The organism is Streptomyces sp. PTY087I2 (assembly GCF_001687325.1).
In the GTDB taxonomy this organism is placed as follows: Bacteria; Actinomycetota; Actinomycetes; order Streptomycetales; family Streptomycetaceae; genus Streptomyces.
The window spans coordinates 239,451-253,507 of the sequence record NZ_LZRD01000005.1 but is presented as its reverse complement, the minus strand read 5'-3'; the positions used below and the strand labels follow the sequence as shown (position 1 = coordinate 253,507).

At 72.5% G+C, this 14,057-nt stretch carries 10 protein-coding genes and 1 pseudogene; 3 read left to right on the top strand and 8 right to left on the bottom strand.

Features of this window, described 5'->3' with window-relative positions; genetic code table 11:
- Positions 1-13: 13 nt before the first annotated feature.
- From A3Q37_RS07315 to moaA, 4 genes and pseudogenes are all read right to left on the bottom strand, one after another.
- Positions 14-1,729, bottom strand: coding sequence for an FUSC family protein (locus tag A3Q37_RS07315; RefSeq protein ID WP_065479346.1), 1,716 nt, complete (start codon positions 1,727-1,729; stop codon positions 14-16).
- Between the two features lie 242 nt (positions 1,730-1,971).
- The gene (locus A3Q37_RS07310; RefSeq protein WP_065479342.1) at positions 1,972-2,442 is read right to left on the bottom strand and encodes a molybdenum cofactor biosynthesis protein MoaE; all 471 of its coding nucleotides are present in this window, start codon (positions 2,440-2,442) and stop codon (positions 1,972-1,974) included.
- A gap of 49 nt (positions 2,443-2,491) precedes the next feature.
- On the bottom strand, positions 2,492-3,694 hold the full coding sequence (locus tag A3Q37_RS07305) for a molybdopterin molybdotransferase MoeA (protein ID WP_065479337.1): 1,203 nt from the start codon (positions 3,692-3,694) through the stop codon (positions 2,492-2,494).
- A 54-nt stretch (positions 3,695-3,748) separates the two neighbouring features.
- A pseudogene (gene moaA / locus A3Q37_RS07300) lies at positions 3,749-4,767 on the bottom strand (GTP 3',8-cyclase MoaA).
- A 315-nt stretch (positions 4,768-5,082) separates the two neighbouring features.
- On the opposite strand from moaA, the gene A3Q37_RS07295 reads away from it, so the two are divergent.
- From A3Q37_RS07295 to A3Q37_RS07285, 3 genes are read left to right on the top strand one after another with little or no spacing between them, the layout of a single operon-like run.
- Positions 5,083-7,407, top strand: a complete 2,325-nt coding sequence (locus A3Q37_RS07295) for an FdhF/YdeP family oxidoreductase (RefSeq protein ID WP_065479334.1) — start codon at positions 5,083-5,085, stop codon at positions 7,405-7,407.
- A complete protein-coding gene (gene fdhD, locus A3Q37_RS07290; RefSeq protein WP_065479331.1) occupies positions 7,395-8,255 on the top strand; it encodes a formate dehydrogenase accessory sulfurtransferase FdhD in 861 nt (286 codons plus the stop codon). The genes A3Q37_RS07295 and fdhD overlap by 13 nt, the downstream gene beginning before the upstream one ends.
- Positions 8,256-8,291: 36 nt before the next feature.
- Positions 8,292-9,209 (top strand): LysR family transcriptional regulator, encoded by a 918-nt coding sequence (locus A3Q37_RS07285; protein WP_065479328.1) that lies wholly within the window; start codon positions 8,292-8,294, stop codon positions 9,207-9,209.
- A 49-nt stretch (positions 9,210-9,258) separates the two neighbouring features.
- On the opposite strand, the gene A3Q37_RS37165 is transcribed toward A3Q37_RS07285, so the two are convergent.
- The 4 genes from A3Q37_RS37165 to A3Q37_RS37685 form a co-directional block, all read right to left on the bottom strand.
- A complete protein-coding gene (locus tag A3Q37_RS37165; protein WP_176711366.1) occupies positions 9,259-9,435 on the bottom strand; it encodes a hypothetical protein in 177 nt (58 codons plus the stop codon).
- A 3-nt stretch (positions 9,436-9,438) separates the two neighbouring features.
- Positions 9,439-11,988, bottom strand: coding sequence for an ATP-dependent Clp protease ATP-binding subunit (locus tag A3Q37_RS07280; RefSeq protein ID WP_065479323.1), 2,550 nt, complete (start codon positions 11,986-11,988; stop codon positions 9,439-9,441).
- A 122-nt stretch (positions 11,989-12,110) separates the two neighbouring features.
- Positions 12,111-13,076, bottom strand: coding sequence for a P-loop ATPase, Sll1717 family (locus tag A3Q37_RS37690; protein WP_255311760.1), 966 nt, complete (start codon positions 13,074-13,076; stop codon positions 12,111-12,113).
- Complete coding sequence (locus A3Q37_RS37685; protein WP_255311759.1) at positions 13,073-14,029, bottom strand: P-loop ATPase, Sll1717 family; 957 nt, start codon at positions 14,027-14,029, stop codon at positions 13,073-13,075. The genes A3Q37_RS37690 and A3Q37_RS37685 overlap by 4 nt, the downstream gene beginning before the upstream one ends.
- Between the last annotated feature and the right edge of the window lie 28 nt (positions 14,030-14,057).

Below are 14,057 nucleotides of genomic sequence, written 5' to 3'. Positions count from 1 at the left end.
CGCGGGCCCGCTCTCACCCCGGCCGGGCGAACCGTTCCAGGAGCAGGTAGGCGCGCCGTTCCGCGGCGGCGAGTTCGGTGGGATCGATCTCGGCAGGCCAGAGCTCGCCCGCCGCGGCGTCGTCCGCCGCGCGCAACTCCACGACGGCCGCGGCCAGTTCCTCCTGAGCGGCGGGGAAGGACGCCACCGAGTCCTCGGCCAGGGCGCGTTCGGCGCGCCCCGAAGCCGCCCGGCACGCGGCCAGGGCGCGCCGTGCCCGTACGGCGGCCCGGTCGTGGACCACCAACAGGGCGCAGACCAGCGCGATGCCGACCCCGACCAGACTGCTCAGCGCCCGGTCCTGGACGAGGTCCCCGGCCGGCGAGGGAGCAGCCAGGTCGGTGAGCAGCAGCGCCAGTGGGGTGAGGAAGACGACGCCGAGCCCGTAGTTGCGGGCGACGACGTACTCCAGCAGGAACTCCATCACCACGATCACGACGACGAGGACCACCGGTTCGGGGCGCGCGGCCAGGATCCCGAGCGCGAGCAGCAGCCCCGCCATCGTGCCCAGGGTGCGCTGCGCGGCCCGCTGCGCCGCCGTCCGTACGTTGACCGAGTGCAGGACCGCCGCGGCGGAGATCGCCGCCCAGTAGCCGTGGCCGAGCCCGAGGGGCAGCGCCGCCGCTCCGGCGAGTCCGGTGCCGAGGAACATGCGCAGCGCGGGCACGGTGAGGACCGCCGTACGGACGGCGCTGCCGTGGCCCCGCCCCGTCACCAGCTCCGAGGCCCGCGCCTCGGCGGCACGCGGACCGGCCGGGGCGGCGGGGTCCGGCCCGTCCGGGGCCGGGGCGGCGCTCTCCGCCGTGACGGTCCGGGACAGGGCCGCCAGTTCGGGGAGCATCCGGGGCAGGCGCCGACGGCGGCCGACCAGGATCCCGGCCTGCCGGCGCAGACCGCGTGCCGGGCCGTGGGGATCGTCGGGTGCGCGGCGCGCGGCGCCGATGAGCAGCGCCCATGCCAGGTCGGTGAGCCGGAGGCAGGTGTCGCCCCGGCCGTCCCGTTCCGCCCCGGTGGGCGGCTGGACCCCGAGGGTGCGGTACGCCTGGAGCACGGCGGCCGTCGCCCGGTGCCGTACGAGCCCGCGCCCGCCTCCCGTACCCGCCGCCTCCCACAGGTCCGCCAGCTCGCGCAGGGCGGCGGCCACGGCGAGCCGCTGCGGGCGGTCCGGGTGCACGAACCACCCGAGCACGGCGAGCAGCCAGGCCACGGCCGCCCCGGTCGCGGCCAGGGCCGTCTGCACGGGGATGTCGGAGGGGTCGGTCGAGCCGTAGGCCGCCACGGCGAAGGCGAAGAGCAGCAGCACCGCGCCGAGGCCTCTGAGCCGGGCCGCGTCACAGGCGAACTTCGCGGCGGCGGCCACGAGGGCCATCGCCGCGACCGTCACGGCGGCGCCCGCTCCCCCGTCCCTCGGCTGCGCCCAGACGGCGAGCGCCGAGCCGCAGCCCACGCACGCGGTCATCGCCACGGCGACGACGGAGAGGACGCGGGCCCTTTGCACGTAGGGCAGATCGCGGCCGAAGGTGGTGATGAAGGAGCCGAGCATCGTGTAGACGGCGAGATCGGCCCGGCCCGCCAGGGCCAGCGGCAGGGCGGGCACCGCCATGGCGAGCGCGGCGCGCAGGGCGAAGGAGACGGCGCCGTCGACACTCTGGAGGGCCAGCGCACCCCGGGGGGACAGCGCCCGCCCCACGCGGGTGAGCAGGACCCGCGGCCGACCGCCCGCACCCGACGCACTGCCCGTCTCGCCGGAACCACCGGAACCATCAGCCCCGCCCGTCCCGTCGGGCGCGCCGGAACCACCCGCCCTGCCGGGACCACCTGCCCCGCCGGAACCACCCGCACCGCCGGGTACGCCTGGCCTGCCGCGCCCGCCTGACCCGCCGGACGCGCCCCCGTCGGGCGCACCCGGGCCGTTCCGCTCCCCCCGGTCGCTCAGCACGCGCCGACCCACTCCTCGTCGCCGTCCGCGAAGATCTGGTGCTTCCAGACCGGGACCTCGTGCTTGAGGTCCTCGACCAGACGCTCGCAGGCGGCGAACGCCTCCGCACGGTGGGCGCAGGAGACGGCCGCGACGACCGCGATCTCGCCCACGGCCAAGCGGCCGGTGCGATGGACGGCGGCCAGCGCCCGGACCGGGAAGTCGGCCACGACCTTCTCCGCCACCCGGCGCAGCTCGGCCCCGGCGCCGGGGTGCGCGCTGTAGTCCAGGAGGGTTACGGGCCTCCCGCCGTCGTGGTCGCGCACGGTGCCGACGAAGAGGGCGGTGCCACCGGCGGCGTCGTCGCCGACCGCGGCGTACACCTCGTCGAGGGAGAGCGGTCGGTCGCGCACGGCGAGCAGCCGGATCGGATCACCGCCCGGAGCACCGGAGAAGTCGTCGGAGGCGTCGGGCAGATGCGTCATGGTCGGGTCCTCAGCGTGTGTGTGGGGGGGTAGGACGGGGCGGGGGCGGTCAGGCCCGAGGTACCTCCAGCACCTCGACGACCCCTCCGGACTCCACCCCGCCGGGCGGCACCACCGCCAGCCCGTCGGCGAGGGCGAGACCGCGCAGCATCGCCGGCCCGTCGAACGGCAGCGGCGCCACCGCACGCCCGGTGCGGCGTACCGGCAGCAGCCGGGTGTCCCGCGGGTGCCCCGGCAGCGCGGCCGCGCAGACCGCGTCGAGCGGCCCGGCGTCCGCGTGCCCACCGAGGCGACGCAGCAGCGGTACGGCGAGGGTCACCGCGCCCGCGACGGCGGCCAGCGGATTGCCCGGCAGGCCCACCAGATGCCGGGGTCGTCCGTCGGCTCCGGGCGGCAGTTCGGCCAGCAGCATGGGGTGGCCGGGCCGTACGGCGACGGAGTCGACGAGGAGCCGGGCCCCCACCGCGCGGAGGGCGTCGTGCAGGAAGTCCACGGGCCCGGCCGCGGTACTGCCCGTGGTGACGACGACATCGGCGGCGGAGTCGCGCACGGCCTCGTACAGCGGTCCGAAGCCGTCCGGCAGCAGAGGACGGCCGACGACGTCCGCGCCCCGACCGTTCAGCCAGGCCGGCAGGAGCGGACCGAGGGCGTCGCGTATCCGGCCGTCCCGGGGCAGCCCCGTCGCCAGCAGTTCGTCGCCGAGGACGAGCAGGTCCACGCGGGGGCGGCGGTGCACGGTGAGCCGGTCGTAACCGGCGGCCGCCGCCAGGCCGAGGACGGTGGGGGTCACGCTCGTACCGGCGGGAAGGAGGGGGTCATCCGCACGGCACTCCTGGCCGCGCGGCCTGATGTCACGGCCCGGCGCAGGCGGCCCGGGGCTCGTGGAGCGGTCGAGCAGCAGCCCTCCCCCGGCATCGTTCTCCCCGTCCTCGCTGCGGAGCACGGCGTCGGCGCCCTCCGGCAGGCGGGCGCCGGTGGCGATGGGGACGGCGGTCCCGGGCCGCAACGCCTCGGGCTGACCGCCGGCCAGGACACCGCCGCCCGCCGGCTGCCAGGGGCCCGGTCCGGCCACGGCCCAGCCGTCCATGGCGGAGGTGTCGAACGGCGGCAGATCGGTGAGCGCCGTCAGCGGCTCCGCGAGGGCGTGGCCGAGCGCGTCGGCGAGATCGCGGGCGACGGGCGGCAGGGGCGGTACGGCGCGGGCGGCGGCCCGGGCCTTCTCCCAGTCCGTGGGCAGGGGTCCCGCGGTCATGTGTGCTTCCTCGTCTTCCTCGTGTGCGGGTGTCGGCTTCCTCGTGTGCGGGTGTCAGCCGCCGATGGCCGACATCGGGCGCTCCGGCCGGCGGAACTCCGGGCTGTCGATGGCGTGGCCGGGGCCTTCCCGGCGATGCAGTTACGCCAGGCCGCCTCGATCTCCGTGTCCTCGGCACCGCCCCGCAGCAGGGCCCGCAGGTCCGACTCCCCGGTGGCGAAGAGGCAGTTGCGCAACTGCCCGTCGGCGGTGAGCCGCACCCGGTCGCAGCCGCCGCAGAACGGGCGGGTGACACTGGCGATGACGCCCACCACCGTGTCCGTACCGGCGATCCGCCACTCCTCGGCGGGCGCGTTGCCGCGGCGGCCCACCGGGACAAGGTCGAACCGCTCGCCGAGGCGGCCCAGGATCTCCTCGGCGGTGACCATCCGGTCCCGGTCCCAGGCGCCCTGCGCGTCCAGGGGCATCGATTCGATGAACCGCGCCCGGTAGCCGTGCTCGACGGCGAACGCGGCGAGTTCGGCGATCTCGTCGTCGTTGACCCCGCGCACCGGAACCGTGTTGACCTTGACGGGGGTGAGGCCGGCCGTACGGGCCGCGCGCAGTCCGGCCAGGACGTCGGCGAGCCGGTCGCGACGGGTGATCGCGGTGAACCGCTCGGGGCGCAGGGTGTCCAGGCTGACGTTGACCCGGCTCAGCCCGGCGTCGCGCAGGGCGGCGGCGCTGCGGGCCAGGCCGATGCCGTTGGTGGTGAGGGACAGTTCGGGAGGATCGGGCAGGGCGCGCAGCCGGGCGACAAGCCCGGGCAGCCCCCGGCGCAGCAACGGTTCGCCGCCGGTCAGCCGTACCTCGGTGATGCCGAGACGCCCGGTGGCGACGCGGACGAGGCGGACCACCTCGTCGTCGGTGAGCAGTTCGGGCCGGGGCAGCCAGTTCAGGCCTTCGGCGGGCATGCAGTACGTGCAGCGCAGATTGCAGCGATCGGTGAGCGAGACCCGCAGGTCGGTGTGGATCCGGCCGAACCGGTCCGTCAGCGGGGACGGGGCGGGCCCGTCGAGGAGCGGTCGGGACACGGGGCGGCCTTCTTCCTCTGCCCGGGGGCAGTCACGCTTTTCTCACCCGCCGACCACTTTCGGGGGATTCCCGGATGAAGTCAAAGAGGCTTTCTCTCTTACGTGATCGGCACCGCCGATCACATCCGGAAAATACCTCACCGCCTCTCCGAAGAACCCATTTGACCTGCACATACGCGCTGATAGGCCAGACCTTTCAGCTCATCGAATTCACCTCTTTGACTTCCCTCGGGGAACAGGCGGATATTCGACGCGCCATCCCCATAACGAACGGTCCGACGACCCCGAGGCAGAGAAATAGAGGCGCATTCCGTCATGAGCAGCCGCATCGAGGGCGACCCGAGCGACGATCTGCGGGTCACCCCGCCGAAGACCTGGGCGACTGGTCTGCCCGCGGTGACCCACGCGTTGGAGTACTCCCTGGGCCAGACGTCTCCGCGTCGTACCGCGCTGACGCTGCTCAACATCAACCAGCCCAAGGGCATCGACTGCCCCGGCTGCGCGTGGCCCGAACCGGCGCCCGGCAAGCGGCACATGAACGAGTACTGCGAGAACGGCGCCAAGCACATCAACGACGAGGCGACCTCGCGGCGCGTCACCCGGGAGTTCTTCCGCGAGCACTCGATCGCGGAGCTCGGCGGGGCGTCCGACTACTGGCTGAACCAGCAGGGCCGGCTGACCGAGCCCATGGTGAAGCGGCCCGGCGGGACTCATTACGAGCCGATCGGCTGGGACGATGCGCTGAGGCTGCTCGCCGGGGAGCTGCGGGGCCTGGACTCCCCCGACGAGGCGCTTTTCTACGTATCGGGCCGGCTGAACAACGAGGCCGCGTTCCTCCTCCAGCTCTTCGCCCGCGCGTACGGCACGAACAACCTGCCGGACTGCTCGAACATGTGCCACGAGTCCAGCGGATCGGCGATGTCGCAGACGCTGGGCATCGGCAAGGGCAGCGTCTCCCTCGACGACATCCACCACGCCGACCTGATCTTCGTCGTGGGGCAGAACCCGGGGACCAATCACCCCCGGATGCTGTCGGCGCTGGAGGAGACCAAGCGCAACGGCGGGCAGGTCGTCGCGGTCAACACCCTGCCCGAGGCCGGGCTGATGCGGTTCAAGCATCCGCAGAAGGCGCGCGGTCTGATCGGCCGGGGCACGCCGATCGCCGACCAGTTCCTGCACATCCGCGCGGGCGGCGACCTCGCCCTGTTCCAGGCGCTGAACCTGCTGCTCCTGGAGGCCGAGGACGCCGCGCCCGGCACCGTACTGGACCACGCGTTCATCCGTACGCACACCACCGGCTTCGAGGACTTCGCCGCGCACGCCCGGAAGACCGACTGGGCGGACGTCCTGGCGGCGACCGGGCTGTCCCGCGAGGAGATCCAGGAGGTGTTCGAGCGGGTCCTGAGGAGCGAGAAGGTCATCGTGTGCTGGGCGATGGGGCTCACCCAGCACAAGCACGGGGTGCCCACCATCCGCGAGGTCATCAACTTCCTGCTGGCCCGGGGCAATATCGGCAGGCCCGGCGCGGGCGTCTGCCCGGTGCGCGGGCACAGCAACGTCCAGGGCGACCGCACGATGGGCGTATGGGAGCAGATGCCTCAGGAGTTCCTCGACGCGCTGGAGGCGGAGTTCGGCTTCACCCCTCCCGCCCACCACGGTCTGGACGCGGTGAACAGCATCCGGGCCATGGACGAGGGGCGCGCGAAGGTGTTCCTGGGCGTCGCGGGCAACTTCGTGCGGGCCACGCCCGACAGTGCGGTCACCGAGGCCGCGATGCGCACCTGCCGCCTCACCGCGCACATCTCCACCAAGCTCAACCGTTCCCACACGGTCTGCGGCGACACCGCCCTCATCCTGCCGACCCTCGGCCGCAGCGACCGGGACGTGCAGGCCACCGGCGAGCAGTTCGTGACCGTCGAGGACTCCATGAGCGACGTCCACGCCTCCCGGGGGAAGCTGCCGCCGGCCTCCCCGTATCTGCTCAGCGAGGTCGCGATCATCGCCCGGCTGGCCCGGCTGACGCTGGGCGAGGAGCCGGAGATCCCCTGGGAGCTGTTCGAGGCGGACTACGGCACCGTCCGCGACCGGATCTCCCGGGTCGTCCCCGGCTTCGAGGACTTCAACGCGCGGGTGGCCGAGCCCGGCGGCTTCACCCTGCCCAACCCGGTGAACCGGGGGGTCTTCCCGACGCCGAGCGGCAAGGCCGTCTTCACCCGCAACGACTTCACCATGCCGCAGGTCCCCGAGGGACATCTGCTGTTGCAGACCCTGCGCTCGCACGACCAGTGGAACACCGTCTGGTACGCGCCGAACGACCGCTACCGGGGCATCCACGACGCCCGCCGGGTCGTCCTCGTGAACCCCGCCGATCTGGCGGAACTCGGGCTCGCCGACCGGGACACCGTGGACCTGGTGAGCGTCTGGCACGACGGGCGGGAACGCCGCGCGGAGAACTTCCGGGTCGTGGCGTACCCGGCGAGCCGTGGCTCGGCGGCGGCGTACTACCCGGAGACCAACGTCCTGGTGCCGCTGGACAGCGTCGCCGACATCAGCAACTGCCCGACCTCCAAGGGCGTGGTGGTCCGCCTCGAACGCACCGCCGCGACCGACGAGGAGAGGAGCGAACCGTGGGCCGGGTGACCGCGCGGCGGCGCGTCCTGCGCGTACGGGAGGGGCACTCCTCGTACCGGCCGGACACCCTGGCCGCCGAGGAGCCGATGGAGATCCGGGTTGGCGGGCGCCCGCTGGCGGTGACCATGCGCACGCCGGGCGACGACTTCGACCTCGCGGCCGGCTTCCTCGTCAGCGAGGGCGTGCTGCACCGCGCGGAGGACGTGGCCGGGATCCGTTACTGCGCGGGCGCCACGGCCGACGGCGGCAACACGTACAACGTGGTCGACGTCGCCCTGGCCCCCGGCGTCGCGGCCCCCGACCCGTCCCTGGAACGGAACTTCTACACGACCTCCTCGTGCGGTCTGTGCGGCAAGGCGGGGCTGGATGCGGTGCGCACGACGGCCGCCTGGTCGGTCGCCGAGGATCCGCTGCGTATCGGTACGGACGTGCTGGCAGCCCTCCCGGACCGGCTGCGGGCGGCCCAGCGGGTGTTCGACACCACCGGAGGTCTGCACGCCGCGGGGCTCTTCACGGCCGACGGGGAGCTGGTGTGTCTGCGGGAGGACGTCGGGCGGCACAACGCCGTGGACAAGGTCGTCGGCCACGCCCTGCGCTCGGGGCTCCTGCCGCTGCGCGGGTCGGTCCTGATGGTGAGCGGCCGGGCCTCGTTCGAGCTGGTGCAGAAGGCGGTGATGGCCGGGATCCCGCTGCTCGCGGCGGTCTCCGCGCCGTCGTCGCTCGCGGTCGACCTCGCGGCGGACAGCGGTCTGACGCTGGTGGGGTTCCTGCGGGGCGCCTCCATGAACGTGTACGCGGGTGACGAGCGGGTGCACCACGCGGCGGAGGCGGGACGGCACTCCGGCGGAGGCTCCTGATTGGCATTCCGTGAGGGCGTCCGGTAGACCCGTGGGGTGCTGTTCCGTCAACTCGAGTACCTGGTGGCCCTCTCCCGCGAGCGCCACTTCGCCCGCGCCGCCCAGGCCTGTCATGTCTCCCAGCCGGCCCTCTCGGAGGCGGTCCGCAAACTGGAGGACGAGCTCGACGTCCCGCTGGTGCTGCGCGGCCGCAAGTACGAGGGGCTGACGCCCGAGGGCGAGCGGATCGTCGTCTGGGCGCAGCGGATCCTGGCGGACCGCGACGCGCTCACGAGCGAGGCGGGCCATCTGCGTACCGGGCTGAGCGGGCGGATGCGCATCGGTTCGGTTCCGACGGCGTCCGGGACCGTCGCGCTGCTGACCGCCCCCTTCTGTCTGGCGCATCCACTGGTGACGGTGGAGGTCATAGGGGATCTCCAGTCCGAGGACGTGCTGCGGCAGCTGCGGGACTTCGAGATCGACGCCGGAATCACCTATCTCCACGAGGATCTCGGGGAGCAGTACCGGACGGTTCCGCTGTACGAGGAGCGGTACGTGCTGCTCACCGGTGCGGCCGACGCCCCCGCCCACCGGACGGCGGCGACCTGGGCGGAGGCCGCGCGGCTGCCCCTGTGTCTGCTCACGGAGGCGATGCAGGGGCGCCGGGTGCTGGACGAGGTGTTCGCGGAGGCCGGGGTGCGGCCGTCGCCCCGGGTCGAGACGGACTCGGTGGCGACGCTCTTCGCCCATGTCAGGACGGGCCGGTGGGCGAGCGTCGTGCCGCACACCTGGCTGCATGTCTTCGGGGTGCCGCACGGGATGCGGGCGGTGCCGCTGGTCGAGCCGGCGCGGGCGGTGCCGGTCGGTCTGGTGACCGTCGCCCGGGAGCCGGGATCGGTGCTGGCCCGCGCTCTGCGGGAGATCGCGGGCCAGACGGATGTGGCGGCCGCGCTGGAGCGGCTGCCCGAGGACTGAGAGCCTTTTTCGGACCGGGTCCCTAGTCGGACTTCTTCTTACCGGGTCCCTAGTCGGACTTCTTCTTCCGGTTCCTCCCGTCCGGGTCGAGGCCCATTTCCTCGCGGTCCTCCTCCAGGCGCTCGTCGAGCTGCTTCTCGTCCGGGCGGCGGGGCATCCCGCGGCTGTGGCCGGTGTCCGGGTCGCCCTCGACCTCTTCGTTCGACTTGTGGTGATGGTGGGACATCGCTCACTCCTTGCCGTCGGGGGTGTCGGCCGCCGCGGCGGCCTCGTCGGCGGCGGGGGTCTCTCCGGCGCCGTCGCCCTTGCGGATGGTGCAGTGCAGGGAGTCGTCGACCACGTCGGCGACGATCGTGTCCCCGGGGTCGGCTTCGCCGCCGAGCAGCAGGGAGGCGACGCGGTTGTCCAGTTCCGTCTGGATCGTGCGGCGCAGCGGGCGGGCGCCGAACTCCGGCTGGTAGCCGTGGGCGACCAGGAGTTTCTTCGCCGCCTCGGTGACCTCCAGAGTCATGCCCTGGGCGTGGACGCGGTGCTTGCTGCGGTCCAGGAGGTGGTCGACGATCTCGGACAGGTCGTCCTCGGTGAGGCTGTGGAAGACGATGATGTCGTCGATGCGGTTGAGGAACTCGGGCAGGAACCGGCCGCGCAGGTCCTCCATCAGCTCGTCCTTGAGCTCGGCGGCATCGCCCTCGTGGGCGAGGATGCGGTGGGCGCCGATGTTGGACGTCATGATGACGACGCAGTGCCGGAAGTCGACGGTGCGGCCCTGTCCGTCGGTGAGGCGGCCGTCGTCGAGGATCTGGAGCAGCGTGTTGAAGACGTCGGGGTGCGCCTTCTCGACCTCGTCGAACAGGACGACGCTGTAGGGGTTGCGCCGCACCTTCTCGGTGAGCTGGCCGGCCTCGTCGTAACCGACGTATCCGGGAGGCGCGCCGACGAGCCGGGCGACCGTGTGCTTCTCCTGGAACTCGCTCATGTCGAAGCGGACCATCCGGTCGTCCTCGCCGAACAGCAGCTCGGCGAGCGTCTTGGCCAGCTCCGTCTTGCCGACGCCGGTGGGGCCGAGGAAGAGGAACGAGCCGACGGGCCGGTTCGGGTCGCCCATGCCGGCGCGGTTGCGGCGTACGGCTTCGGAGACCGCGGTGACGGCCTCCTCCTGGCCGACGATCCGGGCGTGCATCTCCTCCTCCAGCTTGAGGAGCTTCTCCTTCTCGCTGGCGGTGAGCTGGGAGACCGGGATGCCGGTGCGGCGGGAGACGACGTCGGCGATGTCGGAGGAGGTGACCGAGACGACGCCCTCGCGGCGCTCCTCGATCCCGGCGAGTTCGCCCTCGACCTCGGCGATCTGCTGCTTCAGCCCGGACGCCTTCTCGAACTCCTCGCCGGCGACCGCTTCGTCCTTCTCGCGGCGCAGTTTGGCGAGGCGGTCCTCGCGGCTGACGACCTCGGTGGAGCGGTTCGCGCTGCGCAGCCGTACGCGGGCCCCGGCCTGGTCCATCAGGTCGATGGCCTTGTCGGGCAGGAAGCGGTCGCTGATGTAGCGGTCGGACAGTTCGGCGGCCGCCGTGAGGGCCCCGTCGGCGAAGCGGACCTGGTGGTGGGCCTCGTAGGCGTCCCGCAGTCCTTCGAGGATCTGGATGGTCTCCTCGACGGTGGGCTCCGGGACCAGGACGGGCTGGAAGCGGCGCTCCAGGGCGGCGTCCTTCTCGATGTGCTTGCGGTACTCGTCGATCGTCGTCGCGCCGACGACGTGCAGTTCACCGCGGGCGAGGGCGGGCTTGAGCATGTTGCCCGCGTCCATGGAGCCCTCGCCCGTGGCGCCCGCGCCGACGACCGTGTGGAGTTCGTCGATGAAGAGGATGATCTCCCCCTCGGCCTTCTGCACGTCCTCGATGACCTTCTTCAGCCGCTCCTCGAACTGGCCGCGGTACTGGGCTCCGGCGACCATGCCGGACAGGTCCAGGGAGACGACGCGCTTGTCCTTGAGGGTGTCGGGCACCTCTCCCGCGACGATGCTCTGGGCCAGGCCCTCCACGATGGCGGTCTTGCCGACGCCGGGCTCGCCGATGAGGACAGGGTTGTTCTTGGAGCGCCGCGAGAGGATCTCGATGGTCTGCTCGATCTCCTCGGCCCGCCCGACCACGGGGTCGAGCTTGCCGGCCTTGGCCTCCTCCGTGAGGTCCCGGCCGAATTCGTCGAGGGTCGTCGCAGGCTGCTTGGCCCCGCCGGGAGCCCCGTCCGGGCCCGCCGCCCGGTCGGCCGCGCCGCGCAGCTTCCCTACGTCGAGGTCGTCCGAACCCAGGAACCGCCCGGCACCGGAGTTCGCGTCGTCGATGAGTGCGCCGAGGATGTGCTCGGGGCCGATGTAGGACACCCCGGCCGCCTGGGAACGGGCGTAGGCGGCGGTGAGGGTCCGCTTCGCCGCCGGGGTGAGCCCGGGCTCGGCGGACGGCTCGGCGGACTCCCGGGGCAGCACCTCGTCGAGCTGCGCGGCGAGCGCGTCGGGGTCGACCCCGGCCCGGGACAGCAGCCCGCGCGAGGGTTCGACCTGGGTGGCCGCCCACAGCAGGTGCTCGGTGTCGAGGTCCGCGGTGCCGTCCTCGGCCGCCTTGCTCGTCGCCCGGCCCAGCAGCTCGTGGGAGGACTCCGTCAGCAGCCGCCCGATCGGGACGCGCTGCATCGCGGGGGGCGAGGAGGCGGGCGACATCCCGAAGAACCGGTTCAGCAGATCGCTGAACGGATCGGACGGACCGAGGGGTGAACCGAACGCCATCGACATGTCTGCTCCAGGGAAGGCGAGGGGGCTCTCCCACTGAAACGCGATGTCCACCACCCCGCAAACGGAGGTGGTGCCCTATGGGCGACGACGGGAACGGCCGGACGGGCCCTGGCGCGACCCGGTCATCCGGAGTCGGACCCTCCGCCCCCGCCGCCTCCCAGGGATCCCCCGAGGGACCTGATGAGGGCCCGGGACTCGTCCTCCAGCCCCCTCGTGACCGTACGGTCCCGGAATCCGTGCGCGGCCAGTCGCGTCGCGAGCGCGTCGAGATAGACCGCGGCCGCCAGGACATGGTCGGGCACGTCCCGTCTGCCGCCGTCGGGCTGTTCGCTTCGGGCCTCCTCGGCCACGGCGACGACCCGCGCGATCTCGGCGTACACCTCTTCCCGCATGTTGTCCGGGAGGCCGGACCGGGTCAGTTGCCGGAGCAGCCGCTCGCCGGCGGCGGTCACCTCGTTGAGCAGGCGTACGTTCCGGTTGACCGTGAGTCCGACGTCGGCCGCGGTGATCGCGGCGGCGAGAGAGCTGTGCCCGACGACCGGGTTCCGGGCCCGGCCGGGCAGATAGGTGGGCAGCTCCATGGCCCCGAGGCAGTTCAGCGCCGTCCTGAAGCACGGGTGCACATGGAACTCGTCCTCGTCGGGCAGCGGGGGCGTGGCGCTGCCGCCGGCGTAGACGGTGTCGTTGCCGCGCTTCACGCCGATGAAGCCGACTCCGTAGAGCACGTCGATGACGCCTTGTGTGGTGAGGCTTTCGGTGTAGTCGGAGAACGCCAGGTGGAGTGACCGCTTGCAGGCTTCGAAGCGGTCTTCCAGGGCGGCCCGCATCACGACGTAGCCCGCGTTCTCGAACAGAACGAAGAGAGAGCGCAGGAAAGGATGGCTGATCAGATATTCCTTGGCCAGGTCCTGGAGCTTCCAACCGGAGAACCGTTCCGTGGCGGCCAGCACATCGTGCTCGGTGATCGTGAAGTTGCCTGCCTCGTCGGCGATGTCGCGGCAGACGTTGAGGAACTGGATGGTGTCGCGCGGGCGCGGCAGCGAGTGACGGAGGATGTACGCGGACGTCGGCTCCCCCTTGACGCTCACCGGGAACAGGTCCCCCACAGTTCCTGCCTGGTGAGAGGGGCTCCGAGCGAGGCCCGGGCCCGGTGGAGCGCCAGGTCCTCCAGGGCTTCGCGGGCCCAGGAAATGCGGATCTCGTCGCTGTGGAACTTGTCGCCGTCACCGAAATTCAGGGTGTCGTAGATGTCGGCGCGGATGAACAGCGCCGTACGCACAGCGTTGTCGTAGAAGGACATGGTGTGTTTCGCGGCGAGCAGCAGCCCCGTGACCAGGGCGTGGCTCTCGGGCTCGACGGTCCACACCTGCTCCAGCTGGTCGACGAGGAGCAGCAGCGGCGGGTGCAGGCGGGCACAGCCGAGATCGGCGAACCCGGCCTGCACCCCCGCTTCCAGGACGTCGAGCTGACGGGAGGCCTCCGCACCCTCGGAAGCGCCGCCGATGCCCAGAGCCGCTTCGAAGCCGAATGCCTTGAGCGAGAGATCGGCGGACTGGAGCCGGCCGATGCCTCGGCGGAGCCTTTCGTACAGACGCGCGTCGTCCGACTCGCCGTTGGCCTCCAGGAAGGACCGCACCGCACGGACGGATCCCGGGAGCCGCCGGCCGTGGGCGGCGCGTGCGTGACCGGTGAGATGGCGTGCCGCGTGAACGGCGAAGATGTAACGCCAGATCAGCGACTTGGCGGTGTCGGGGGTGAGGCCCTGAAGGGAGAAGCGGCGGATCTCGTCGCCGGCCGCGTCGTCCGGTGCGATGAGCACCGAGGCGCCCGGGTGGCCGTCCGGGCCGGCCAGGTGACGGCAGATGGCGCTCTTCCCGGAGCCCTTCCGGCCGATGACGAGGGACTTCCGACCGGACAGGGCCTCACGGTAGGCGTACGTGGGCCGGAAGACCGGCCCTTTCAGGAGACCGTCCCGCAGGTCCGTCTCCGCATCGTCCCGCCCGAAGAACAGACGGCTGACCGGCCCCGCATCCAGCTGCACCCTTTTCCCCCGCATCGCCGTCATCTCT

Bases quoted from the DNA above. Each gene is read 5' to 3' on its own strand.
- A3Q37_RS07310 (WP_065479342.1), bottom strand. From the start codon at position 2,442: ATGACGCATCTGCCCGACGCCTCCGACGACTTCTCCGGTGCTCCGGGC.
- A3Q37_RS37165 (WP_176711366.1), bottom strand. From the start codon at position 9,435: ATGTCCCACCATCACCACAAGTCGAACGAAGAGGTCGAGGGCGACCCG.
- A3Q37_RS07295 (WP_065479334.1), top strand. From the start codon at position 5,083: ATGAGCAGCCGCATCGAGGGCGACCCGAGCGACGATCTGCGGGTCACC.
- A3Q37_RS07305 (WP_065479337.1), bottom strand. From the start codon at position 3,694: ATGACCGCGGGACCCCTGCCCACGGACTGGGAGAAGGCCCGGGCCGCC.
- A3Q37_RS07280 (WP_065479323.1), bottom strand. From the start codon at position 11,988: ATGTCGATGGCGTTCGGTTCACCCCTCGGTCCGTCCGATCCGTTCAGC.